At 69.8% G+C, this 25442-nt stretch carries 13 protein-coding genes, 3 rRNA genes and 1 pseudogene; 2 read left to right on the top strand and 15 right to left on the bottom strand.

What is annotated here, in order from left to right:
- Positions 1–26 precede the first annotated feature (26 nt).
- The 12 genes and pseudogenes from pstA to P3T34_RS22160 all read right to left on the bottom strand — a co-directional run bounded on the left by pstA (position 27) and on the right by P3T34_RS22160 (position 17710).
- Positions 27–1106, bottom strand: a complete 1080-nt coding sequence (gene pstA / locus P3T34_RS22215; RefSeq protein WP_280667791.1) for a phosphate ABC transporter permease PstA — start codon at positions 1104–1106, stop codon at positions 27–29.
- The gene (pstC, locus tag P3T34_RS22210) at positions 1103–2104 is read right to left on the bottom strand and encodes a phosphate ABC transporter permease subunit PstC (RefSeq protein WP_280667790.1); all 1002 of its coding nucleotides are present in this window, start codon (positions 2102–2104) and stop codon (positions 1103–1105) included. The genes pstA and pstC overlap by 4 nt, the downstream gene beginning before the upstream one ends.
- 144 nt (positions 2105–2248) lie before the next feature.
- The gene (gene pstS / locus P3T34_RS22205; protein ID WP_280667789.1) at positions 2249–3391 is read right to left on the bottom strand and encodes a phosphate ABC transporter substrate-binding protein PstS; all 1143 of its coding nucleotides are present in this window, start codon (positions 3389–3391) and stop codon (positions 2249–2251) included.
- A gap of 276 nt (positions 3392–3667) precedes the next feature.
- Positions 3668–4075, bottom strand: a complete 408-nt coding sequence (locus P3T34_RS22200) for an NUDIX hydrolase (protein ID WP_280672283.1) — start codon at positions 4073–4075, stop codon at positions 3668–3670.
- A 311-nt stretch (positions 4076–4386) separates the two neighbouring features.
- Complete coding sequence (locus P3T34_RS22195) at positions 4387–5481, bottom strand: CHAD domain-containing protein (protein WP_280667788.1); 1095 nt, start codon at positions 5479–5481, stop codon at positions 4387–4389.
- A 43-nt stretch (positions 5482–5524) separates the two neighbouring features.
- On the bottom strand, positions 5525–7768 hold the full coding sequence (locus P3T34_RS22190) for an RNA degradosome polyphosphate kinase (RefSeq protein WP_280667787.1): 2244 nt from the start codon (positions 7766–7768) through the stop codon (positions 5525–5527).
- 263 nt (positions 7769–8031) lie between these two features.
- On the bottom strand, positions 8032–9003 hold the full coding sequence (mshD, locus tag P3T34_RS22185; RefSeq protein WP_280667786.1) for a mycothiol synthase: 972 nt from the start codon (positions 9001–9003) through the stop codon (positions 8032–8034).
- Between the two features lie 99 nt (positions 9004–9102).
- A 5S ribosomal RNA gene (rrf, locus tag P3T34_RS22180) occupies positions 9103–9219 on the bottom strand.
- 84 nt (positions 9220–9303) lie between these two features.
- Positions 9304–12424: ribosomal RNA gene (locus P3T34_RS22175) — 23S ribosomal RNA — on the bottom strand.
- A gap of 285 nt (positions 12425–12709) precedes the next feature.
- Positions 12710–14231, bottom strand: a 16S ribosomal RNA gene (locus P3T34_RS22170).
- The 16S, 23S and 5S rRNA genes sit together here, the layout of an rRNA operon.
- Before the next feature lie 680 nt (positions 14232–14911).
- Positions 14912–16189, bottom strand: a pseudogene (locus P3T34_RS22165) (PP2C family protein-serine/threonine phosphatase); the annotation flags it as partial.
- Between the two features lie 162 nt (positions 16190–16351).
- Positions 16352–17710, bottom strand: coding sequence for an FAD-dependent oxidoreductase (locus P3T34_RS22160; protein WP_280667785.1), 1359 nt, complete (start codon positions 17708–17710; stop codon positions 16352–16354).
- Positions 17711–18147: 437 nt separating this feature from the next.
- Between P3T34_RS22160 and P3T34_RS22155 the strand changes: the two genes are divergently transcribed.
- Together P3T34_RS22155 and P3T34_RS22150 are read left to right on the top strand one after the other, a co-directional pair.
- Positions 18148–18987 (top strand): helix-turn-helix domain-containing protein, encoded by an 840-nt coding sequence (locus tag P3T34_RS22155; RefSeq protein WP_280667784.1) that lies wholly within the window; start codon positions 18148–18150, stop codon positions 18985–18987.
- A 317-nt stretch (positions 18988–19304) separates the two neighbouring features.
- Entirely contained in the window at positions 19305–21380 is a 2076-nt protein-coding gene (locus P3T34_RS22150; protein WP_280667783.1) for a sigma-70 family RNA polymerase sigma factor, read from the top strand.
- Positions 21381–21414: 34 nt separating this feature from the next.
- Here the strand turns inward: P3T34_RS22150 and P3T34_RS22145 are convergent, their stop codons facing one another.
- From P3T34_RS22145 to P3T34_RS22135, 3 genes are all read right to left on the bottom strand, one after another.
- Complete coding sequence (locus P3T34_RS22145) at positions 21415–22134, bottom strand: DsbA family oxidoreductase (RefSeq protein WP_280667782.1); 720 nt, start codon at positions 22132–22134, stop codon at positions 21415–21417.
- 116 nt (positions 22135–22250) lie between these two features.
- A complete protein-coding gene (locus P3T34_RS22140; protein ID WP_280667781.1) occupies positions 22251–22784 on the bottom strand; it encodes a universal stress protein in 534 nt (177 codons plus the stop codon).
- Between the two features lie 103 nt (positions 22785–22887).
- Entirely contained in the window at positions 22888–25215 is a 2328-nt protein-coding gene (locus P3T34_RS22135) for an asparagine synthase-related protein (RefSeq protein ID WP_280667780.1), read from the bottom strand.
- Positions 25216–25442: the final 227 nt, after the last annotated feature.

Here is a 25442-nt window from a genome sequence, read left to right as displayed (position 1 = left end):
CGTCTTTACGTACGTCAGTCGGCCGGTCAGTGCCCGGACTTGGGCGAGCGCCAGCGGGCGATGCCCCGCGCGATGAGGTTGAGGCCCATCACGAAGGCGATCAGCACCAGGGCCGCACCCCAGGCGCGCGCGTAGCCATAGCTGTTGTTGACCTGCGAGTACTGCTGCCAGATGTAGATCGGCAGCGACTCCTGCGGTCCCGAGAACGGGTTGCTGTTGATGGAGTCCGTGATGAACACCAGCATCAGCACCGGAGCGGTCTCACCGGTGATGCGGGCCACTGCCAGCATGACACCCGTGGCGATGCCGCCGATCGCGGTGGGGATGACGATCCGCAGGATCGTCTTCCACTTGGGCACACCGAGCGCGTACGAGGCTTCGCGCAGCTCGTTCGGGACGAGCTTGAGCATCTCCTCGGTGGAGCGCACCACCACCGGCAACATCAGGATGGCCAGGGCGAGGCTGCCGGCGAAGCCCGAGTACTGGAAGCCCAGCGCCAGGAGCCACACCGAGAAGATGAACAGACCGGCGACGATGGACGGGACACCCGTCATGACGTCGACGAAGAAGGTGACCACCTTGGCGAGCCGGCCACGGCCGTACTCCACCAGGTAGACCGCCGTGAGCAGACCGACCGGCGCGGCCATCAGCGTGGCCAGGCCGACCTGCTGGATGGTGCCGAGCAGCGCGTGGTAGATGCCACCGCCCGGACCGGACTGGTAGACGCCCTTCATGGAGTGCGTCAGGAAGTTGCCGTCGACGACGGCGGCACCCTGCTGGATCGTGTAGGTGATCAGCGAGAGCAGCGGGATGACGGCCAGGATGAAGGCCACCCAGACCATCGAGGTCGCCAGGCGGTCCTTGGCCTGCCGGGTGCCCTCGATCTTGGCCGAGACGCCGTAGCTGATGACGACGAAGAGCAGGGCGGAGATCAGCCCCCACTGGAGGTGGCTCTGCAGCCCGGCGCCGGCGCCGATGCCGCAGCCGAGCGCGATGGCCAGCGCCGTGATGGCGGCCGGGGTCCATCGGGGCAGTCGGGCCGCGGTCAGCGGGCGGCTCAGCTGGGGGCCGGGGACCTGGTCGGCCACTGAGGTTGCGGTCGTCATGCGTTGGCCCCCGAGTACTCCTTGCGGCGGGCGATGATCAACCGGGCGCCGCCGTTCACGAGCAGAGTGATCACGAACAGCACCAGGCCGGAGGCCATCAGCGCGTCCTTGCCGTTCGAACCGGCCTCGGCGTACTTCAGCGCGATGTTCTGCGCGAAGGTACCGCCGCCCGCGTCCAGGATGTGCAGCGACAGGACGCTGCTGGAGGAGAGCACCAGGGCGACCGCCATGGTCTCGCCGAGCGCGCGGCCCAGACCCAGCATCGAAGCCGAGATGATGCCGGGGCGCCCGAACGGGATCACCGCGGTGCGGATCATCTCCCAGCGGGTCGCGCCGAGCGCGAGCGCCGCCTCCTCGTGCATCCGCGGCACCTGCCGGAAGACCTCGCGGGTGACCGCGGTGATGATCGGCAGGATCATGATGGCCAGCAGGATGCCGGTGCTGAAGAGGTTGCGCGCCGGGGCACCGGTGTGGGTCGTCCGGAAGATGTACGTCCAGCCCAGGTAGGTGTTCAGCCAGCTGGTCAGCCCGGCCAGGTGCGGCACCAGGTAGAGGGCGCCCCACAGGCCGTAGACGATGCTGGGGACGGCGGCCAGCAGGTCCACCAGGTAGGCGAACGGCTGGGCGATCCTGCGTGGCGCGTAGTGCGAGATGAAGAGCGCGATCGCGATCGCCAGCGGCACGGCGAGCACCATCGCGATGGCCCCGCTGACGATGGTGCCGAAGGCCAGCACCGCGATGCCGAAGCTGGGCTTCAGGATGTTGTCGGGGTCCCACTCGAAGGTGGTGAAGAAGTTGGTCTTGTCGTGGCTCAGCGCGATCCCGCTGCGGTAGAGCAGGAAGCCCGCGATGGCGGCCATGATGACCAGCAGCAGGATCCCGGAACCGGCGGAGAGGCCGAAGAACAGACGATCGCCCCGGCGGCTGTTCCCTTGCAGGGAACCCTTCCGAGACGCGGTGGTCCTGCCCCTGGAGGAGTCAGGGGTTGGTGAGGTCATGAGGATTTACTCCGGTCTGGCGGCGCCGCCCCGCGAGGGCGGCACCATGGCGGCGGTGCCCCGGACGAGTGGTGAGCTGGGTGGTGCTCCGGTCGGCGGTCCCGTCCCCCTGCGCGGGACCGCCGACCGGATGGAGCAGGTGGATCAGGCGAGGGTCGGGATCAGGGCCTTGACCTTGTCCGTGACCGACGACGGGAGCGGGACGTAGCCCTTGTCGCCGATGGCCTTCTGGCCGGCGTCGCTGATCGTGTAGGTCAGGAAGGACTTGAGGGTGTCCAGCGTGGCGGGGGCGTTGCCCTTGTCGCAGGCGATCTCGTAGGTGACCAGGACGATCGGGTAGGCACCCTCGGTCTTGGTCGCGTAGTCGAGGTTCAGCGCCAGGTCGCTGCCGGTGCCGACGACCTGAGCGGTGCCGATGGTGGTGGCGGCGTTGGCGGCGGTGGCCGCGACCGGCTTGGTGGCACCCGTGTTGATCGAGGCACTGTTCAGGTTGTTGCTCTGCGCGTAGGACAGCTCGGCGTAGCCGATCGAGTTCGGAACGGTCTTGACCTGCGAGGAGACGCCCGCGCTGCCGTTGGCCGACTGGCCGCCCTTGCCGGCCCAGGTCTTGCTGGACGGGTAGGACCAGGCACCGGCGGACGTCTTCGCCAGGTAGGCGGTCAGGTTCTGCGTGGTGCCCGAGTCGTCCGAGCGGTGGAAGGCCTGGATGTCGGCGGCCGGCAGGGTCACGCCCGGGTTCAGCTTGGCGATGGCCGGGTCGTTCCACTTGGTGATCTGCGCGTCGAAGATCTTCGCGATCGTCGGGCCGTCGAGCACCAGGTTGTTGACACCCTGCACGTTGTAGATGATCGAGACGAGGCCGCCGACCATGGGGATGTCGACACCCTGGCCGCCGCCCGCGCAGACCGCCTTGGTGGCGGTGATGTCCGTGGCCTTCAGGGCGGAGTCGGAGCCCGCGAAGGCGACCTTGCCCTGCTCGAACTGCTGGACGCCCGCGCCCGAGCCGACCGGGTTGTAGCTCAGGGTGCTGCCGGAGCAGGCGGCGCCGAAGACGTTCTTCCACACGTCGATGGCGTTGCTCTGCGCGGTCGAGCCGGCGCCGAGGAACGCGGCCTGCTTGGCGGCGCAGGTGATCGCGGCGGCGGAGGGCGCACCGCTGGCGGAGGAGCCGCTGGAGGCGGTGGTGTTGTTGTCGGAGCCGCAGGCAGCGAGCGACAGCGAGCTGACGAGCGCCACGGCACCGATAGCGAGGGCCTTGGTGCTGCGGCCGTTCCGCTGGAGCTTCACAGGGTGTCCCTTTCTTTGGCACAGTCCGCGATCATCGCCCGACCACGCGGTCGGGCGGAGCGGACCTTGCTGTGGTCCGGGGCCTCTCCGGCCCTCCGGTAGGACCGAAGTTAGGCCGGGGAAGTGACACGTCAGCCGGTCATAAATGAACGGAAAGTGAACCTCGAAAGGATGCCAGGAAACACCGACCAGTAGTCACGGTTGCATTACAGCAAGGGTTCGGCCAAGACACGCCGCCAACCGGCCCGTTCGTTCATCAGAACGGATGGTCCCGTTCTATCCGCCGCCGACCTGGGGCGGGCCGTCGCCGGTCTCGGCCAGCTGCAGCAGCAGGGCGTCGATCAGCTCGCGGTCGCGGTCGTGGGTGAGCTTGGCCCTGGCCTTGCCGGGCTTGAGCCACTTCATCCGGTCCACCTCCCGATTGGGCCGGAACTCACCGCTGACCGGCACCGCCGCCCAGTACCGGACCTCCTTGGGCCGCCCGTTCGCCAGGTAGTACTGGGCGGGCAGCGGCGCGATCAGCCGGCAGCGCAGCCCGGTCTCCTCCTCCACCTCGCGCAGCGCCGCCCGCCAAGGGGACTCGCCCGGGAGCAGCTTGCCCTTGGGCAGGCTCCAGTCGTCGTACTTCGGGCGGTGGATCAGGGCGATCCGCGGCTTGCGCGGGCCGGTGCCGTCCTGCCGCATCCCGCCCGGGACCCAGAGCACCGCGCCGGCCGCCAGGACGGTGGGGCTGTGGGCGCTCTTCTTCGCACCGCTCGGGTGGTGGGCCGCGGACTGCTTGCCGACGACCCGGCCCGGGCCCGTCCACGGGCCCTGCTTCTTCGCCTCACGCAGCTTCTTGCGCTCCGTACGGTCGCTGCGTTCGCTGCGTTCGCTGCGTTCCGTGTGCTCGGACGGCCCGGACCGCCCGGGCGGCTGGGCCGACTGCGGCTCGGCGCCGGTACGGCTGGACGCCGCCATCCGGGGGCCGGGGCGGTTCTGCTGCTGCTCTGCGGTTAGGCGCTCGCCCATTCATGCCATCCGTGGTGCGGGAGGTTCGGCCACTGGCGGCCGAAGGCGTGCCGGGCCGCCTCCACCTCCAGTCGCTGATCAGCATGCACCACCCCCAGGACGTAGGCGGTCGCCGGGGTGATCCGCGGGGTGCGCGCCGCGGTGGCCGCCGTGGTCGCCGCGTCCGAGGCGTCCTGGTGGCGGTCGAGCACCTGGTCCAGCGCGTCCAGCTCCACCGCGGAGCGACCGCACACCTCCAACGCGTACCGGGACCGCTTGAGCAGGATCCGGGTCCGCCGCCAGGGCTCGTCGTCCGCGGCGAGCGCCGAGTCCGCGTCGCCGACCGCGGGGGCGGCCCGCTGCACCGGGACGCCCCCGGTCGGCGTCACTCCCAGCCGGTGCAGCGCATCACCGTGGTAGGCACCCGCGACCCGCTGCAGCGGCAGCCCCTGGACGGCCGCCACCAACGCGCCGAACGCCCCCGACGCCTGCGCCAGCAGCGCCCCGGCGGCCTGCCCCGCGGCCGGCTGGACCAGCGGCGCCTCGCCCACCAGCAGCGTCATCCGGTCCGCCAGCGCGTGCAGCCGCGACGAGCGCAGCTCCTGCAGCAGCGTGCTGTGCGCCCTGGTCCGGGACAGCGTCAGCTGCCGGTCGAGCAGTGCCCGGGCCTTGGGCGCGCCCTGGTGCCCGGCCAGCATGCCCGGGCCGGAGCTCTCGCCCACCGGGGCCGTCGAGCTGAGCGAGTCCAGCGCGGCCAGCAGCCGCACCGAGCGCCGCACGTACGCGGGCTCCTGCGCGAGCAGGTTGAGCAGCCAGCGCAGCTCGGCCCGCGACTCCTGCGCCCAGGTGCTGTCGAACACCGAGTGGAAGGTGTGCAGCGCCCCGCCGATCCGGCGCACGGCGCGCAGCAGCTCCCCCGTCCCGGCCGTCCCGCTGGTCGAGTTGAGTGAGGGGGCAGCGCCGGGTCTGGCGCCCGCCTCACCGACGGTCTGCGGCAGGGCGCGCAGGAAGGCGCCGGCCTGGTGGGTCAGATATCCGGAGAGGACCTCCCCGGCGGTCGCCGTGGAAGCCGCCGGAGTCGTCATGGGCGCGTCAGTCATGTCTCGGGTACTCCCCGTTTCCCCAGGGCAGGTGACGGATGGGTCAGAGCGCGGTGGAGGAACTCCGACGGCGCTGGCGCGAGTCGATGAGCAGTTCCTGGACGTCACGGAGGCGGTGCCCGTCAGTGTCCTGGCTGTGTCTGGTCCATGCCCCGTCCGAGCCCAGGTGCCAGGAGGCGGTGTCCTCCGACATGCCGAGGTCGATCAGCCCGGACAGCTCGGCCCGGTGCCCCGGGTCGACCAGCCGGACCAGCGCCTCGATCCGCCGGTCCAGGTTGCGGTGCATCATGTCGGCGCTCCCGAACCAGACCTCGGGATCACCGCCGTTGCCGAAGATGAAGATCCGGGAGTGCTCCAGGAACCGGCCCAGGATGCTGCGCACCCGGATGTTCTCGCTCAGCCCGGCCACGCCCGGCCGGACGGCGCAGATGCCGCGCACCCAGACGTCCACCGGCACGCCCGCGCGCGAGGCGCGGTAGAGCGCGTCGATCACGGCCTCGTCGACGATCGAGTTGACCTTGATCCGGACCGAGGCCGGCCGACCCGCGCGCTGGTGCTCGATCTCCCGGTTGATCCGGGAGATCAGCCCGTCCCGCAGGCTGCGCGGGGCGGTCAGCAGGCGGCGGTACGACTCGTGGCGCGAGTAGCCGGAGAGCCGGTTGAAGAGGTCGGAGAGGTCCGCGCCGACCTGCGGGTCCGCAGTGAGCAGCCCGAGGTCCTCGTACATCCGCGCGGTCTTGGGGTGGTAGTTGCCGGTGCCGACATGCGCGTAGCGACGCAGCAGGTCGCCCTCCTGGCGGACCACCAGGGACAGCTTGCTGTGGGTCTTCAGGCCGATCAGCCCGTAGACCACGTGGCAGCCGGACTCCTCCAGCTTGCGGGCCCACTTGATGTTGGCCTGCTCGTCGAAGCGCGCCTTGATCTCGACCAGCACCAGCACCTGCTTGCCGGACTCGGCGGCGTCGATCAGCGCGTCCACGATCGGCGAGTCGCCCGAGGTGCGGTAGAGCGTCTGCTTGATCGCCAGCACGTTCGGGTCGGCGGCGGCCTGCTCCAGGAAGGCCAGCACCGAGGTGGAGAAGCTGTCGTACGGGTGGTGCAGCAGCACCTCGCGCTCGCGCATGGCGGCGAAGATGTCCGGCTGGGAGGCCGACTCGACGTCGGTCAGCCCGCGCGCGGTGCCGGCCACGAACTTGGTGTACTTCAGCTCCGGCCGGTCCAGGTCGGCGATGCCGAACAGCCCGGTCAGGTCGAGCGGACCCGCCAGCGGGAAGACCTCGGCCTCGGTGATGTTCAGTTCGCGGATCAGCAGGTCGAGAATGTACGGGTCGATCGACTCCTCGACCTCCAGCCGGACCGGCGGACCGAAGCGCCGGCGCATCAGCTCCTTCTCCAGCGCCTTGAGGATGTTCTCGGTGTCGTCCTCCTCCACCTCCAGATCCTCGTTGCGAGTGACCCGGAACGCGTGGTGGGCGAGCACCTCCATCCCCGGGAAGAGCTCCTCCAGGTGCGCGCCCATCACGTCCTCCAACGGGACGTAGCGCTGGGCGGAGGCCTCCAGGAAGCGGGAGAGCGACTGGGGCACCTTCACGCGGGCGAAGTGCTTGTGCCCCGAGACCGGATTGCGCACCACCACGGCCAGGTTGAGGCTCAGTCCCGATATGTACGGGAAGGGGTGCGCGGGGTCGACGGCCAGCGGGGTCAGCACCGGGAAGATGTGCGCGCGGAACAGGGTGTGCAGCCGGGCCTTCTCCTTGTCCGACAGCTCGGCCCAGCGGACCAGCCCGATGCCCTCGGCGGCGAGGTCCGGCAGCACCTCCTGCTGGAAGGCGGCCGCGTGCCGGGCCATCAGCTCGCGGGACTTGGTCCAGATGAGATCAAGCACCTCGCGCGGCTGCAGGCCGGACGCGCTGCGCTGGGCGACCCCGGTCGCGATCCGGCGCTTGAGGCCGGCCACCCGGACCATGAAGAACTCGTCCAGGTTGCTGGCGAAGATCGCCAGGAACTTGGTGCGCTCCAGCAGCGGGATCTGCGGGTCCTCGGCGAGCTCGAGCACCCGCTCGTTGAACGCCAGCCAGCTGCGCTCACGGTCGAGGAAGCGGCCCTGCGGGAGCTCCTCGTCGTCCTGGTCGGCAAAGGCGGCGAGCTGGTCGAGCGGGAGTCCCAGCGCACCGCTGAAGCGCGCGGCGGACGAGCCGCCGACCGCGTCGAGCGGACTGCCGGCGGCGGGCGCGCCGGGTTCGTCGCCGGCTGCTGCTCCGGCCGTGACCGGACGGGGGATGCTCATGGGTTCCAGCTCCTCCAGAGAGATGAGGTCCGAGTGCTCGGTGCGCACGCTCTGCTCCGAGTCCGTCGCCGCCTGCGGGTGGCCCAAGCCGCCCTGCGCGGTCGATATCCGACCGGGCCTGGCCGCGGGGCCGGAGCTGCGGGAGCGAGACACTACGGACGTCATCCTGTGATCTTCGCCGCGGTAATTGAATCCACGGTAAACACCGCATGGCCAGGAGGAAAGCTGAGGCGGTCGGCCCTGCGGCCGCCGGCCGAACGCCGTTATCCGGCCGTAGCGCCCGACTGCACCCGATACACCAGGTCTACCTCATGAATGGCGAAACCGAGACGCTCGTAGACGCGGACGGCCGCCGGATTGTCCGCGTCCACATAGAGCAGCACGGTGGACAGGCCCCGGTCGCGGGCCAGGTGGCGCAGGCCGGCCGCGGTGAGCGCACGGCCCAGGCCGTTCCCCTGCTCCGCCGGGTCCACGCCGACCACGTAGACCTCGCCGAGGGCCGGCTCCGCCTCGGTGGCCGGGTGCACCTTGGTCCAGTGGAAGCCGACCAGCTGCTCGCCGCGGTAGGCGAGGAAGAAGCCGGCGGGGTCGAACCACGGCTCGGCGATCCGGTCGGCCAGATCCTGCGCGGTCCAGGAGCCCTGCTCGGGGTGGTGGGCGAAGGCGAGCGCGTTGAGCCGCAGCCACTGCTCGTCGTCCACGCCCGGACGGAAGGTGCGGAGCGTGACACCGGCCGGGAACGGCACGTCGTCGGTGCTCGGCCCGCCGCTCGGTTCGCCGCTTGGTTCGCTGCGACGCATCTGCCGGAGCTCGCGGACCAGCTCGGCGCCGTAGCGGTCGGCGAGGTGGCGGGCCCCCGGGTGACCGCCGTGGGCCCAGAAGTCGACCGGGCCGACGACCTGGGCCAGCACCGCGTCGAGCAGCCGACGGCCGTGCCCGCGCTGGCGCTGCTGTGGGGTGACCACCAGCTCCGCGGTCGGCACTGCGGCGTCGGCCGGTGCCTCCAGCTGCGCATAACCCACGTCCGGCTGCACCAGATGGGTGATCCCCGGCCGCGCGGTCCCGGACGAGCGCAGCCGGATCCGCCCCTGCTCGGAGACTGCCTCCCGGCCGTCCACCTCGACGGCGGCAGCCAGGATCCGCAGCGCGCCGTCCCGCAGCTCCGACGGCAACTCCGGCTGCGCGATGACCGCGCTCTGCTGCTCTTCGGGGCTCGCCCCCGTGGTCGCGTCCATGGTCTGACCCTACGTCACGCCACCGGGCGGGAAATGTCCGCAAACGCAGATAACCCCCATCCGAGGAATCGGATGGGGGTTATCTGGTATTCAAAGATTGTTCGGCGGCGTCCTACTCTCCCACAGGGTCCCCCCTGCAGTACCATCGGCGCTGTGAGGCTTAGCTTCCGGGTTCGGAATGTAACCGGGCGTTTCCCTCACGCTATGACCACCGAAACACTATGAAACTGTCAACCGCACCGCCCCATGGCCATGGGACGGGGTCGTTGTTTCAGAACAACACAGTGGACGCGAGCAACTGAGGACAAGCCCTCGGCCTATTAGTACCGGTCAGCTCCACCCATTACTGGGCTTCCACATCCGGCCTATCAACCCAGTCGTCTACTGGGAGCCTTACCCTCTCAAGGAGGTGGGAATACTCATCTCGAAGCAGGCTTCCCGCTTAGATGCTTTCAGCGGTTATCCCTCCCGAACGTAGCCAACCAGCCATGCCCTTGGCAGGACAACTGGCACACCAGAGGTTCGTCCGTCCCGGTCCTCTCGTACTAGGGACAGCCCTTCTCAATATTCCTACGCGCACAGCGGATAGGGACCGAACTGTCTCACGACGTTCTAAACCCAGCTCGCGTACCGCTTTAATGGGCGAACAGCCCAACCCTTGGGACCTACTCCAGCCCCAGGATGCGACGAGCCGACATCGAGGTGCCAAACCATCCCGTCGATATGGACTCTTGGGGAAGATCAGCCTGTTATCCCCGGGGTACCTTTTATCCGTTGAGCGACGGCGCTTCCACAAGCCACCGCCGGATCACTAGTCCCTGCTTTCGCACCTGCTCGACCCGTCGGTCTCACAGTCAAGCTCCCTTGTGCACTTACACTCAACACCTGATTGCCAACCAGGCTGAGGGAACCTTTGGGCGCCTCCGTTACTCTTTAGGAGGCAACCGCCCCAGTTAAACTACCCACCAGACACTGTCCCTGATCCGGATCACGGACCCAGGTTAGACATCCAGCACGACCAGAGTGGTATTTCAACGTCGACTCCACGACAACTGGCGTTGCCGCTTCAAAGTCTCCCACCTATCCTACACAAGCCGAACCGAACACCAATATCAAGCTATAGTAAAGGTCCCGGGGTCTTTCCGTCCTGCTGCGCGAAACGAGCATCTTTACTCGTAATGCAATTTCACCGGGCCTATGGTTGAGACAGTCGAGAAGTCGTTACGCCATTCGTGCAGGTCGGAACTTACCCGACAAGGAATTTCGCTACCTTAGGATGGTTATAGTTACCACCGCCGTTTACTGGCGCTTAAGTTCTCAGCTTCGCCCGACCGAAGTCGGACTAACCGGTCCCCTTAACGTTCCAGCACCGGGCAGGCGTCAGTCCGTATACATCGCCTTACGGCTTCGCACGGACCTGTGTTTTTAGTAAACAGTCGCTTCTCGCTGGTCTCTGCGGCCACCCCCAGCTCAGAGTGCAAGACTCATCACCAGGAATGGCCCCCCTTCTCCCGAAGTTACGGGGGCATTTTGCCGAGTTCCTTAACCATAGTTCACCCGAACGCCTCGGTATTCTCTACCTGACCACCTGAGTCGGTTTGGGGTACGGGCCGCCATGAAACTCGCTAGAGGCTTTTCTCGACAGCATAGGATCATCCACTTCACCACAATCGGCTCGGCATCAGGTCTCAGCCTTAATGAGTGACGGATTTGCCTATCACTCGGCCTACACCCTTACCCCGGGACAACCACCGCCCGGGCTGGACTACCTTCCTGCGTCACCCCATCGCTCACCTACTACAGACTTGGGTCACCGGCTCCACCACGTCCCTTTGTCCGAAGACTCCAGGCCGGCTTCGCGGGCTTAGCATCATCTGGTTCGACGTTGGCGCTTCAAAGCGGGTACGGGAATATCAACCCGTTGTCCATCGACTACGCCTGTCGGCCTCGCCTTAGGTCCCGACTTACCCTGGGCAGATCAGCTTGACCCAGGAACCCTTGGTCAATCGGCGCAAGAGTTTCCCACTCTTGTATCGCTACTCATGCCTGCATTCTCACTCGTGAACCGTCCACAACTGGATTCCTCCGCTGCTTCACCCGGCACACGACGCTCCCCTACCCATCACAGCAGGCGTTGGCCCTATTGCTGCAATGACACGACTTCGGTGGTGTGCTTGAGCCCCGCTACATTGTCGGCGCGGAATCACTTGACCAGTGAGCTATTACGCACTCTTTCAAGGATGGCTGCTTCTAAGCCAACCTCCTGGTTGTCTGTGCGACTCCACATCCTTTCCCACTTAGCACACGCTTAGGGACCTTAGTCGGTGTTCTGGGCTGTTTCCCTCTCGACCATGGAGCTTATCCCCCACAGTCTCACTGCCACGCTCTCACTTACCGGCATTCGGAGTTTGGCTAAGGTCAGTAACCCGGTGAGGCCCATCGCCTATCCAGTGCTCTACCTCCGGCAAGAAACACGTGACGCTGCACCTAAATGCATTTCGGGGAGAACCAGCTATCACGGAGTTTGATTGGCCTTTCACCCCTAACCACAGGTCATCCCCCAGGTTTTCAACCCTGGTGGGTTCGGTCCTCCACGAAGTCTTACCTCCGCTTCAACCTGCCCATGGCTAGATCACTCCGCTTCGGGTCTTGGGCGTGCAACTCAATCGCCCTATTCGGACTCGCTTTCGCTACGGCTACCCCACACGGGTTAACCTCGCTACACACCGCAAACTCGCAGGCTCATTCTTCAAAAGGCACGCAGTCACGAGACACACAGCAAGCTGGTGTCCGACGCTCCCACGGCTTGTAGGCACACGGTTTCAGGTACTATTTCACTCCGCTCCCGCGGTACTTTTCACCATTCCCTCACGGTACTATCCGCTATCGGTCACTAGGGAATATTTAGGCTTAGCGGGTGGTCCCGCCAGATTCACACGGAATTTCTCGGGCTCCGTGCTACTTGGGAGAAGCTCAAGTGAGCCGCACAGATTTCGTCTACGGGGGTCTTACCCTCTACGCCGGACCTTTCGCATGTCCTTCGACTATCCATACGGTTTCTGACTCACCCAGCCGCCGGCAGACGACTGAAGAACTTTCCCACGACCCCGCATTGGCAACCCCTGCCGGGTATCACACCAATACGGTTTAGCCTCATCCGGTTTCGCTCGCCACTACTCCCGGAATCACGGTTGTTTTCTCTTCCTGAGGGTACTGAGATGTTTCACTTCCCCTCGTTCCCTCCACATACCCTATATATTCAGGTACGGGTGACAGCCCATGACGACTGCCGGGTTTCCCCATTCGGAAACCCCCGGATCAAAGCCTGGTTGACGGCTCCCCGGGGACTATCGTGGCCTCCCACGTCCTTCATCGGTTCCTAGTGCCAAGGCATCCACCGTGCGCCCTTAAAAACTTGGCCACAGATGCTCGCGTCCACTGTGCAGTTCTCAAACAACGACCAGACACCCACCTACAAAACCCCTTGACAGGGCAGTGTCCGTGGGACCGGCACTGAAGCAACGACCATAACCGGCCGCTCCCTCAGGACCCAACAACGTGCCCGACACACCCGACCGCAACCATGCTTTCCACGCGCCGAAACGCAGTACTCGCAAAGAGCAACCGTGTGTGCCGAATAGTCAACGTTCCACCCATGAGCTGACCGTGCGAGACATTTGCTCACAATCGGCCGTGTGCTCCTTAGAAAGGAGGTGATCCAGCCGCACCTTCCGGTACGGCTACCTTGTTACGACTTCGTCCCAATCGCTGGTCCCACCTTCGACGGCTCCTCCCCTTACGGGTTAGGCCACCGGCTTCGGGTGTTACCGACTTTCGTGACGTGACGGGCGGTGTGTACAAGGCCCGGGAACGTATTCACCGCAGCATGCTGATCTGCGATTACTAGCAACTCCAACTTCATGGGGTCGAGTTGCAGACCCCAATCCGAACTGAGGCCGGCTTTTTGGGATTCGCTCCGCCTCGCGGCATCGCAGCCCTTTGTACCGACCATTGTAGCACGTGTGCAGCCCAAGACATAAGGGGCATGATGATTTGACGTCGTCCCCACCTTCCTCCGAGTTGACCCCGGCAGTCTCCTGTGAGTCCCCATCACCCCGAAAGGCATGCTGGCAACACAGAACAAGGGTTGCGCTCGTTGCGGGACTTAACCCAACATCTCACGACACGAGCTGACGACAACCATGCACCACCTGTATACCGACCACAAGGGGGCGACCATCTCTGGCCGTTTCCGGCATATGTCAAGCCTTGGTAAGGTTCTTCGCGTTGCGTCGAATTAAGCCACATGCTCCGCTGCTTGTGCGGGCCCCCGTCAATTCCTTTGAGTTTTAGCCTTGCGGCCGTACTCCCCAGGCGGGGAACTTAATGCGTTAGCTGCGGCACCGACGACGTGGAATGTCGCCAACACCTAGTTCCCACCGTTTACGGCGTGGACTACCAGGGTATCTAATCCTGTTCGCTCCCCACGCTTTCGCTCCTCAGCGTCAGTAATGGCCCAGAGATCCGCCTTCGCCACCGGTGTTCCTCCTGATATCTGCGCATTTCACCGCTACACCAGGAATTCCGATCTCCCCTACCACACTCTAGCCTGCCCGTATCGAATGCAGACCCGGGGTTAAGCCCCGGGCTTTCACATCCGACGCGACAAGCCGCCTACGAGCTCTTTACGCCCAATAATTCCGGACAACGCTCGCACCCTACGTATTACCGCGGCTGCTGGCACGTAGTTAGCCGGTGCTTCTTCTGCAGGTACCGTCACTTGCGCTTCTTCCCTGCTGAAAGAGGTTTACGACCCGAAGGCCTTCATCCCTCACGCGGCGTCGCTGCATCAGGCTTTCGCCCATTGTGCAATATTCCCCACTGCTGCCTCCCGTAGGAGTCTGGGCCGTGTCTCAGTCCCAGTGTGGCCGGTCGCCCTCTCAGGCCGGCTACCCGTCGTCGCCTTGGTAGGCCATTACCCCACCAACAAGCTGATAGGCCGCGGGATCATCCTGCACCGCCGGAGCTTTCCACCCATCCCCATGCGAGGACAGGTCATATCCGGTATTAGACCTCGTTTCCAAGGCTTGTCCCAGAGTGCAGGGCAGATTTCCCACGTGTTACTCACCCGTTCGCCACTAATCCACCCGAAGGCTTCATCGTTCGACTTGCATGTGTTAAGCACGCCGCCAGCGTTCGTCCTGAGCCAGGATCAAACTCTCCGTGAATGTATACCCGTAATCGGGTGACACCCGCGTTGAGCGGCACGACAACCACCGGAATAGGGTGGCAACGTGCACTGCGTCCTCGCTGTGTATTACTTCAAAAGGAATCTCCAACCCCGATCCGAAGATCAAGGCCGGGGATGTCAACATATTTGGCGTTGACTTTTGGCACGCTGTTGAGTTCTCAAGGAACGGACACTTCCTTCGAACTGCCTTCGCAGTATCTCCGGGCGCTTCGTTCAGTACTTCGTTTCGTTCTTCACTCAGCTTATCAGACCCGCCGTTCGGCGTTTCTCACTCGCTTTCCTGCTTCGCGGTTTCCCGCCGCAGTGCATCCGACCTTACCAGGTCTTCCGCACTGCCTCGGCCCTCAAGTGGCCTTCGTCGTAACCGACCTGACGGCCTGTCCGACGCCTCAAACTCTAGCCCGGCTCCGCCCCGAAAAGCGAATCCGACCCCACTCACCGAAATACCGGCACAGCAAAACAAAGCCCCCTGCGACAGCGCGCAGGAATGGCAGGAGCATTACTGAGAAAGGTGTTTCAGAGGAGTGGCTGCGCTCAGGACCCGTCCGTGCAGAGCGCGCGTCCGGTGCTCCCTGACAGGCAGCTCGGAGAACACTAGACCTCCCCCGGGGTGGAGTCAACCCCAGGCTGGGCCGTCCCGGTCGGGAGCTGGAAGGCCAGCACCGCGACGTCGTCGTCGTGGTCGGCGCTCACGCCCATGGCCCGGAGCAGGCGGGAGCAGACCACGTCCGGCGAGCCGACCGCGCCGGCCAGGGTGTGGGCGAGCAGGTCGAGGCCCTGGTCGATGTCCTGGTCCCGGCGCTCGACCAGGCCGTCGGTGTAGAGGACACCCGTGGTCCCCGGCAGCAGGCGCAGGATGTGTGAGGTGTGGCTGCCTCCGCCGGTGCCCAGCGGCGGGCCGTTCTGCTGCTCCCCCTGGAGGACGGTGCCGTCCGGCGAGCGCAGCATCAGCGGAAGGTGCCCGGCCGAGGCATAGGTGAGGGTGCCGGCAGGGGGGTACCCCCGGACGGAGTCTGGGGGAGGGTCGTAGACGGCGTAGACACAGGTGGCGATCTGGTTGGCGTCGATCTCCATGGCGATGCCGTCGAGCAGGCCGAGTACCTGGTGCGGGGGCAGGTCGAGACGGGCGTACGCGCGCACGGCCGTCCGCAGCTGTCCCATCACGGCCGCCGCCCGCAGGCCGCGACCCATCACGTCACCGATCACCAGCGCTGTGCGGCCGCCGCGCAGGCTGATCACGTCGTACCAGTCGCCGCCGACCGCGGCCTCGGCTCCGCCGGGCTGATAGGTCGCGGCGACGCTGAGGTCGGCCGGCTGTTCGAGCTCCTGCGGCAGCAGGCTGCGCTGCAGGGTGACCGCGGCCTCGCGCTGGCGGCGCTCCGCGTCACGCAGCCGGACGGCGGCCTGTACCTGGTCGGTCACCTCGGCGGCGGAGATCAGCACCCCGACCGGAGCCGGGGCCCGGCCCTCGCGGGCGGCGACCGCGCCGTTCGGCTGGCTGAGCTCGCTCGCGTGCAGCGGCACGCAGGAGACGTTGAAGTACCGGGAGGGCCCGCCGGGCGCGAGGGCCTGGATGCAGCGCGCCTTGACGCTGCGGGCCCGGCCGCTGCGCAGCACCTGGTCGAGCAGCGGCAGCAGGCCCAGATCTGCCAGCTCGGGCATCGCCTCGTCCGCCGGGAGGCCGGGTGTGCGGGTGCCGAACAGCTCCCGGTAGGCCCGATTGGCGTAACCCAGGCGGTGCCGGGCGCCGTAGGTGACGGCGACCGGCGCGGGCAGCCGCCCCAGGACGTCCCGCAGGTCGAACAGCTCATGGAGGTCGAGCGGTGGCACGGCCGACTGCCCGGAGGGGTCGCGCGGTCCGGGCACGGCGACCGGGTCGTCCGGTGGAGGAGCGACGCGCCACGGGGCTCCGGTGAGCCGCGCACTCCAGCGCATGAGGTTCAACCGATTGTCGCTTCCTCGAATCAAAGGGATCGTCACGTTTCGTACAGGCGTTTGTACAGCCGGTGACAGTCTGTCAGGCAGATCCTGACAGGTGCAGGAGCGATTCCGGAAGTCGTACGTGTGTTGGTCGTGTTGTACGGCCCGGCCGGCGGCTCAGGCTTCCGAGGAGTCGACTGCGGCCTCGAATTCGGCTCGCGGATGTTCCAGTGATCCCAGTGATACGACCTCTCGGGTGAATAGGCCGGCCAGGATCCAGTCCGCGAGGATCCGCACCCGGCGGTCGGGGCTCGGCATCCTGCGCAGCGTCCGCGCCCGGTGCAGCAGCCAGGCCCGGCGGCCGGTGCGGCTGCCCCGGCGGGTGTGGGCGACCCCGCGGCGCAGGCCCAGCGAGGTGGAGGCGCACGGACGCTCGGGCCGATAGTCGCCCTCCGGGCCGGAGGCGAGCGAGGCGATCAGATTGTCAGCCAGCAACTCGGCCTGGCTCGCCGCATGCTGGGCGTTCGGCGGGCACGAAGCGCCGTCGGCGTCCGGATCCGGCACGGCTGCGCAGTCGCCCGCGGCCCAGGCGTCGGCCAGCGGACCGGCGTCCGGCCCGGCCACCCGGAGGGTGGGCAGGCAGCGCACTCGTCCTTCGGCGTCCAGCGGGAGATCGGTGGCGCCGAGCAGCGGGGCGGGCCGGACCCCGGCCGTCCAGACCAGCGTGCGGGCGGCGAACCGGCTGCCGTCCGAGAGCACGGTCACCCGGCCCTGCGCGGACTCCAGCGTGGTGGAGAGCCGGACGTCCACGCCGCGCTCGCGCAGTTGGACCAGGGTGTGCGCGGCCAGCGCGGGGTCCGCCTCCGCGAGGATTCCGGGGCCCGCCTCGACCAGCACCCAGCGCAGGTCGTCGGGCTGGATGTTGTGGTAGCCGCGCAACGCGTAGCGGGCCATGTCCTCCAGCTCGGCGAGTGCGCCGACCCCCGCGTAGCCGCCGCCGACGAAGACGAACGTCAGCGCGGACTGGCGCAGTTCGGGGTCGCGGGTGGAGGAGGCGATGTCGAGCTGCTCCAGGATGTGGTTGCGCAGGCCGACCGCCTGGCCGACCGACCCGAAGCCGAGGCCGTGCTCCGCCAGCCCGGGGATCGGCGGCCGTCGGGAGACCGAACCAGCCGTCAGCACCAGTCTGTCGTACGGGAGTTCGATCTCAGGTCCGGTCTCGGGGATGATCCAGGCGAGTCGGCGGGCATGGTCGATCCGGGCGATCCGCGCCGTGAGCACCCGGCACTCGGGCAGCGCCCGGCGCAGTGGCACCACCACATGCCGAGGGTCGATCGATCCCGCCGCGACCTCGGCCAGCAGCGGCCGGTAGGTGAGGTAGGGATCGTTCTCGACGACGGTGATCTCCACTGTGCCGCCGCGCAGTTCGGCCCGCAGGCCCTGCTGCAGCCGGGCCGCTGCGGTCAGCCCGGCGCAGCCGCCGCCCACGATCAGGATCCGGATGGCGGCACTCCCTGTCGATGTGACCTGGTTCACGCAACCATGACGCACCCCCGGAGTGCCTCTTGTCCACAGTGCGTACGGGATCCGGCGGGCTGATTTTCTCCCGCTGGACGGGGGCGCCAGGCCGCCATCCAGGTCATTCACGGGCAACTTTGGGCATCAGGGGGCATCAAATCGTCACCCCGGGTGGTGAATCCATTACGGCCTGATTTACCGTTGGCCGACCGGGTCGACTGGCGCAGGCTGAAACGGGGAAGGGTAGTCCGCAGGCGATCCTCGCCCGGGCGGGCCGATCCCCGATCGCCGGACGGCCCGGGAGCCTGGCTGTGCACCGGGGCCCGGCCCCATGCGTACCGCCCGGTTTCCACAGGGGGGTCGGAGTGGTGGGGCCGGACCGCGACGCGCCACGGCCGGGCTGCTGCGACTACGCACAGGAGTCCTCAACAGGGCTCCTCCGGGGGAGGGTTGGGATGATGGAACAGGAGCATTTTCTGCTGGGCGAACCGGCGGTGCCACAACTCGGCGCGAGTACGGTGCCGGAACAGCGCAATCCGCTGTCCGTCCCGTACCGGAACGCGCCCGAACGCGAACTGCCGAGCCCCGCGACCGGCGAGCGGCGGCCGAGCGGGGGCAGGCTGCGGGTGGACGCGCGGCGCAATCTGGAGAGCGTGCTGCGGGCCGCGCGCGAGGTGTTCGGTGAACTCGGCTACGACGCACCGATGGAGGAGGTCGCGCGGCGGGCCGGCGTCGGCGTCGGCACCGTGTACCGGCGCTTCCCGAGCAAGGAGGTGCTGGTCCAGCGGATCGCCGCCGAGGAGGTCGCCTGGCTGACCGCCCGGGCCAAGGAGGCGCTGTACGGCACGGCCGGTCCCTGGGAGGCGCTCGCCGCCTACCTGGCCACCGCCGTGGCCAGCGGGGCCGGGCGGCTGCTGCCGCCGGAGGCGTTCGGGTACGCGGAGGAGCTGGCCCGGGTGCCGGAGCAGCAGCCGTCCTGGGACTGGGACGGCGGGCCGACCGATGTCGAACTCAGCCCGGCCGAGCCCAGGAGTGCGGACGTCGGCGACCAGGTGTCGCAGGATGCGAGCGTGGCACCGGACGCCGATCCGCGGCTGCTGCTGCGGCTGCTGGCGGCGCTGGTCAGCCGGGCGGCGGCGGCCGGCGAGCTGCGGGCCGGGGTGACGGTGTCGGAGATCGTCCTGGTGCTGACCGCCGCCGTCCCGCCCTCGATCGGGCGCGGCGCCGCGCTGAACGCGGCGGAGCCCGCCGAACGGCTGCTGCGCATCCTGCTGGACGGCCTGCGGGTGGGCTGAACCGGCAGCGGAAGGGGAACAGCGACTGGGACGGCGTCAACTGGCGTGGACGGGAAAGCCACACCGGGCGTCGATGGTCCTCCCCGGAAGAGTGGGTCGGAGTACGTCCGGCTACCGGAGCACTCTCCGCTATGCCATTCTTTGGCCGTGGTTGGAGCCAATGTCCCAGTGCGCGCCCTTCGCGGTGGCGCGGTCGGTGCCAGGGCCTGTCGCGCACCCTCGCGGCGAGTCCGCTCGCGGCGCGCACCGCAGTCGTGCGCGGCGTCGGCCCGTGCCAAGGGCGTCAACACGCCTGCGGTGAACGGCGAGGTGGGCTCGTGAGCGCCGAGGAGCAGAACGAGCACGACTACGACTTCGACTTCGGTGCGGTCGCCGAACCATCGGCCGGCCAGGTCCCCGGGCAGGGCGGCGCACCGCCGCGCGAGTCGCTCGCGGACTCGCCGCACGGCGTCGGCGCGGTGAGCGCGCGGGTGCCCGGGCAGGCCAACGCGGGCCAGGGCGGCGTGACCCCCGAGGCCTTCGTCAACGCCCGTGCCGGGAGCGGCGAGGAGATCTCGGCGGTCGCCAAGGTGCCCCCGCCGGCCGACCCGGTGGACGGCGACCGGCCGCCCTCCGACGCCGAGTTGACGGCGCTGGTGCGCGCGGGCGACGACACCGCGTACGAGGAGATCTACCGCCGGCACGCGGTCTCGGTGCGGCGCTACGCCCGGACCTGCTGCCGCGACAGCTTCACCGCCGAGGACCTGGCGGGCGAGGTCTTCGCCCGCACCCTGCAGGCCCTGCGGGCGGGCAAGGGACCGGAGTTCGCGGTCCGGGCCTATCTACTGACCTCCGTCCGCAATGTCGCCGCGGCCTGGGCCCGCAGCGAGCGGCGGGAGCAACTGGTCGACGACTTCAGCGTCTTCGCGCAGTCCGCAACCGCCTCCGCGGTGGAGTACGACCTCGCCGACCCGGGCGCGGACGCCTGGGCGATCGCGGAGGCCGACCAGCGGATGGTGATGCGGGCCTTCGTCGAACTGCCCGAGGACGACCGGGTGCTGCTCTGGCACACCGAGGTCGAGCAGGAGTCCCCGAAGACCGTCGCCGTGCTGCTCGGCAAGACCGCCAACGCCACCGCCGTCCAGGCGCACCGGGCCAGGTCCCGGCTGGCGGCCGGGTTCCTGCAGGCGCACGTGTCGGGGACTCAGCAGCAGGGGTGCGAGGAGTACGCCAACCGGCTGGGCCTGTACGCCCGCGGGGCGCTGCGCAAGCGGGCGTCCGGCGAGGTCGGGCGGCACCTGCAGGAGTGCGACCGGTGCACGACCGCGTATCTGGAGCTGGCCGACATCAACCACGGCCTGCGGGTGGTGCTGCCGACCGGCGCGCTGCTCTGGGTCGGATCGGGGGCCTTCTCGGCTGCTGCGGCCGCCCTCGGCGCGGGTGCGCTGGCCGGCGGCGCGGCGGCGGGCGGGGCCGCGGCAACGGCAGGCGCGACGAGCGGTGCAGGCGCCGCGGCCGGTGCGGGTGCGGGTGCGGGCGCCGGTTCGAGCGGTGGCGGCGCGGCCGCAGCCGCCGGCGAGGGGCTCGGCACCGTGGGCAAGGCCGCGATCGCCGCCACCGTGGCGGTGGCCGCCGCCGCGGCGGTCGCGTACGCGCTGACCGGCGCCGCCGCTCCCCGCCCCCCGGTCGCCGCACCCCCCGTCAGCAGCGCGCCGGCCAGCCCGGCGCCGGCCGCACCGCTCCCGGCGCCCGAGCCCACCCCGACGCCGACCCCCACTCCCGCCCCGCCGCCACCGCCGGCTCCCCGGCCGAAGCCGTCGCCGCCGAAGCACACCCCCGTGCCTGCCCCGCCGCCGAAGCCCGTCCCGACCCCGCCGGTGATCCCGACGCCGCCGGTGCCGACCCCGCCCGCCGTCCCCACGCCGGTGCCGCCGCCGCCCGTGCCGACTCCGTCCGTCCCCGCGCTGACCAGCTACTGGCTGGACAGCCTGCCGTTCAGCACGGGCTCGCAGCGGGTCCCGCCGTCCGGGCCGAGCATCGACACCGCCGCGAGCGACTGGCTCTGGCAGCGCCAGGGGCTGTCGCTCGGCGGCAACTCCTACCGGCGGGGCATCACGATGGCCGCCCCCTCGACGGTGACGCTCGACCTCAACCGGCCGTGCTCGACCTACCAGGCGGTCGCGGGCGTGGACGACCTCACGCTGCCCGGCGGCTCGGCGGTGTTCTCGGTGACGGGGGACGACGACCGGACGCTGTGGACGTCACCTCCGCTGCGGGTCGGGCAGCCACCGGTGCCGGTGCTGGTACCGGTGACCGGGCAGCACTCGATCCGGCTGGTGGTGACCCCCGCGGACGACCTGTGGTGGTCGCCCGGGAGCCTCGCGGACTGGGCCTCGGCCCGCTTCACCTGCTGACATCCGGCTGAGACGGCGGCGTCAGACGGAGGCGTCAGACGGCGCAGACCCCGTCGGCACAGGCGTCGCCGTCGGGCGCCGCCTGCTCGACCGCCGCCTGCTCGGCCGCTGCCTCGGCGGCCGACATGTCGGCGGTCACCTGCTCCAGGACCTTGACGAAGGTCTCCACCTCCTGCCCGCCCTGGACCGCCCACCGACCCTCGAAGACGAAGGTCGGCACGGCGCTGATCCCCAGCTCACGGGCCTCGTCGAGCTGGCGCTGCACCTCGTCGGCGCCCTCGTCCCCGGCCAGGTAGTCGGCCACCCGCTGCCGGTCGAGCCCGGCCGCCACCGCGATCCCGGTGAGCGCGGCGCGGTCCCCGACGTCGACGCCGTCGGTGAAGTGGGCCTTGAGCAGGGCCTCCTTGAGGACGCCCTGGACGCTCGCGCCGTACTCGGTCTCGGCGAGGTGGAGCAGCCGGTGGCCGAGGAAGGTGTTGGCGTGCTGGGCGGCGTCGAAGTCGTAGCTGAGGCCCTCCGCGCGGCCGAGTTCGGTCACCCGGTCGTCCATCGCGCGGGACTGCGGCCCGTAGCGCTCGGCGAGCCAGGCGCGGTGCGGGCTCGGGGTCTGCGGGGCGTCCGGCACCAGCTGGTACGGCCGGTAGATCACCTCGACGTCGTCCCGCCCGGCGAAACGCTCCAGGGCCTGGTCGAACCGGCGCTTGCCGATCCAGCACCAGGGGCAGGCGATGTCGGAGTAGATCTCGACCTTCATGGGGGCTGGCTCCTGTCAACGGGGTGGGGTCGGCGTACGCCGGAAGAGTGAACCGAAATGTCCGACTCCGCATTCCCGGCCCCATGCCCCCGCTCAGTCCCCGGCGGGCGGTCCGTTCAGCCGTGCGCGGGCGGCGCCGGGACCACCAGGACCGGGCAGGCCGCGTGGTGCACGGCGGCGCTGCTCACCGAGCCGAGCAGCAGCCGGCTGAACCCGCCGTTGCCCCGGGTCCCGACCACCAGGGTGTGCTGGCCGACCGAGCCGACCAGCAGCACCTCGACCGCCCGGCCGAGCACCACGTGCAGGGACATCCGCCCGCCGAACGGCCGGCTGCGGGCCCGCTCGACCGCCGCGACGGACCGCCGCAGGCCGTCGGACATGCTGGCGGTGAGCCGCTCCACGCTCTCCTGCACCAGCTCGACCATCCCCGGCGGGTAGCCACTGGGCGCCGGGTTGACGACGGCGAGCACATAGAGCGGCAGCCCGAACAGCTCGGCCTCGGTCATCGCGCGGTCCAGTGCCCAGAGCGAGCCGTCCGACCCGTCGCAGCCCGCCAGGATGCCGGGCGGCAGGGGTGGGCCGGGCAGTTCCGCGGAGATCGGGGCGGCCTCGGTCGGCGGGGTGGCGGGTGTCGGATCGGTGCTGGTCACCGCTGCCTCCGGTGGGTGGGTCCGCGACGGGGCGCGACGTTCGGGAGCCGCCGGGGCTGCTGGTACGCACCCTCGCCAAGGCCATGATCCATCGGGGGACGGCTCACGGGAAGCGGGCGGCGGCCACGGCGCGGCGTTCGGGGAGCGGCAGCCCGGTCCAGCAGGACCCGTGCCGGCGGGCCTGCAGCCGACGCAGCCACAGCTCGGTGGAGACCAGGTCGGCCAGCCCGTCCAGGGTGCCCGGCGACAGCTCGGCGTGCGGGTCGGCGGCCCTGGCCAGCGCGTGCCGGACGGCCGGCAGGTCGATCAGACCGGCCTCGGCGAGCAGCGGCTGCTGGAAGAGCTCGGCCAGCGGGTCGGCCGCCAGCCGCAGACCGGCGCGGGCCGCACCGGCGCGGTCCGGGCGGGCGGCGCGTCCCCAGTCGGCGGGCAGGTCGGCCCGCCCGGCGCCCGCCAGGACGGCGCGCAGCAACGCGTGCCGGGCACCGGGCTGCAGCCGAACATCGATCGGGAGCAACCGGGCGGCCCGGATCACCCGGTTGTCCAGGAACGGCGCGTGCAGGCGCTGGCCGTGCTGCTCGGCGGCCTGGAGCAGCGTGCGGTAGCCGGCCGCGTGGTGGTGCAGTGCCAGGCGCGCCCGGCGCACGCCGGGGTCGTGTTCCGGCTCGGGGCCACGGGCGGCGAGCCGCAGGCGCAGCGCGACGGCGGAGAGCGCGTCGTCGGAGAGCCAGCGCGCGGCCGGGCCGGGGACGCACCAGGCGAGGTCCGCGGCCGAGTACGCCCCCGCCGTGAGCCGTACGCCGGCGCGTACGCCACCGCGCGCGCCCGGCCGATCGGCACCGCGCCGGGCGGAGAGCTGGACGGCGACGTCGTCCAGCGCCTCGGCGTAGCCCGCCCGGGCCAGCCGTCGGGCGGCCCGCAGCACCGTGACGGGGGTCCGCACCGCGCCGGTCAGGGTGCCCGCAAGGGCTCGGTCCGCACCGGCCAACGCGGCCACCGGCGGCAGGAGTTCGCGCGGCCGGCCGGCCCGGATCAGGTCGGCGAGCCGGGCCGGGTGGCCGTCCAGGACCTGCCGGGCGCCGTAGCCCGTGAGGTGGTCGCCGCCGCCCGCGGCGAGCCGGGCGGCGATCGCGGCGGCGGCGACCAGCGCGCGGCCGGGCTCGTCGGTGAGCGGACCGGCCAGCGGGTCCTCCAGGTCGGCGTAGGGCAGCGTTCGGGGCGTGGCCGCCAGCACGGTGTGCCGCAGGCGCGGGGTCCGGGCGGCGACCGCGCCGGGCACCGCCGCCGGGACCGCCGCGGGCTCGGCGGGATCCGGCCCTGCGGGCGGAGCTTCATGGAAGGTGACGGCGGTGAGCAGCTCGGGCTCGGGGGCCGGCTCGGCGTCCGCTGCGGCGGGCCGGGCCCAGGAGCCCTTCACCGCGCCGTTGCGCGGCGCGGGCAGGCCGCCGCTGGGAGCTGCGACGGCAGCGGCGGCGAGGCCCGGGGTGCGGCCGATCGGGACGGCGGCGGCGAGCAGCGCCAGCGTGGTCGAGGCCGTTCCGTACGAGAGGTCCGCGCCGATCCGCGGGCGGGCCGACCCGGGGCCGGGAGCGGTCGGCGAGCTGCGCACCCGGGAGCGCACCGCTTCCAGCAGGCTGCGCGTCAACTCCCGTACCGCCGGCGCCTCTCCGCCCGCCCCGGGTCCGGTGCCGGGGGCGCCCTCGTCGTCGTACCCGTTGACGTGCGGGCGCCCGCCGCGGACGGCCAGCGTGTGGCCCGGCGGCACCCGCTGGATCCCGGTGTACGGCGTGCCGGTGCCGATCGCCTCCGGCGACTCGGGGCAGGCCAGCCGGGCGGCCAGGTAGCCGGTGTCGACCGGCGCGCCGACCAGGTCGGCGAGCGGGAGCCCGGCGGTGGCGTAGGCGGTGCCGCCGCACCAGGGGGTGTGGAAGAGCGGCTGCGCGCCGGCCAGGTCGGCGAGCAGCAGCGTGCTGCGGGTGCCGATCCGCAGCAGCACGGTGTAGCTGCCGGGCCAGCTCGTCAGGTGGCGTACCGCGCCGCCCCGGGCGGCGGCCAGGCCGGCGGCGAGCTCGGCGTCGCCGGCGCCGCAGTGGCCGAGCACGGCCAGCCGCAGCACGGCCTCGCCGTCGGCGCGCAGGTCGGTGCTGGTCGGGCCGGTGGTGATCTCGGCCGGGGCACCGGGGCGGAGCACGGCCTGCCGGATCTCCTCCGGGCGCCAGTCGCCGACGGCCCAGAGCGGGTCGGGGCCCTCCCAGAGCTGGGTGGCGGCCAGCGGACGGACGGCGGCGAGGGCGGCCAGCGCGTCGTGCACGGTCGGCCCGCCCAGCGGCGCACCGGGTGAGCGGGGGGCGCGCGGAGCGTTGGCGTACCCCCGGCGCGTCAGGTTCCGGGAGCCGGCCACGCCACCGCTCCAGCCCGTCAGCCAGCGCATCGTGCCTCCAACGCCGGGGAGGCGACTGCCTGTCAGGCCTCACCCGTACCAGGGGACATCGTGCCACCGGTCGCGCTGCGGGCGCCCATGCGCGGGGTCGGGTGATTCCGGGTACGGTCGGGTGATTTCGTGCGGTCCCTGCCGATTTCGGACACATCGGGGAGCGGGACGGCGGTGGGGGCGCGGGCCGGGCCTCCCCCTCCGTGGCCCGGGCCGCGCGGCATGGT

It is taken from the genome of Kitasatospora sp. MAP12-44 (assembly GCF_029892095.1).
GTDB lineage: Bacteria > Actinomycetota > Actinomycetes > Streptomycetales > Streptomycetaceae > Kitasatospora.
The sequence above is the reverse complement of the archived record's forward strand: the minus strand, read 5'-3'. Positions and strand labels throughout refer to the sequence as shown.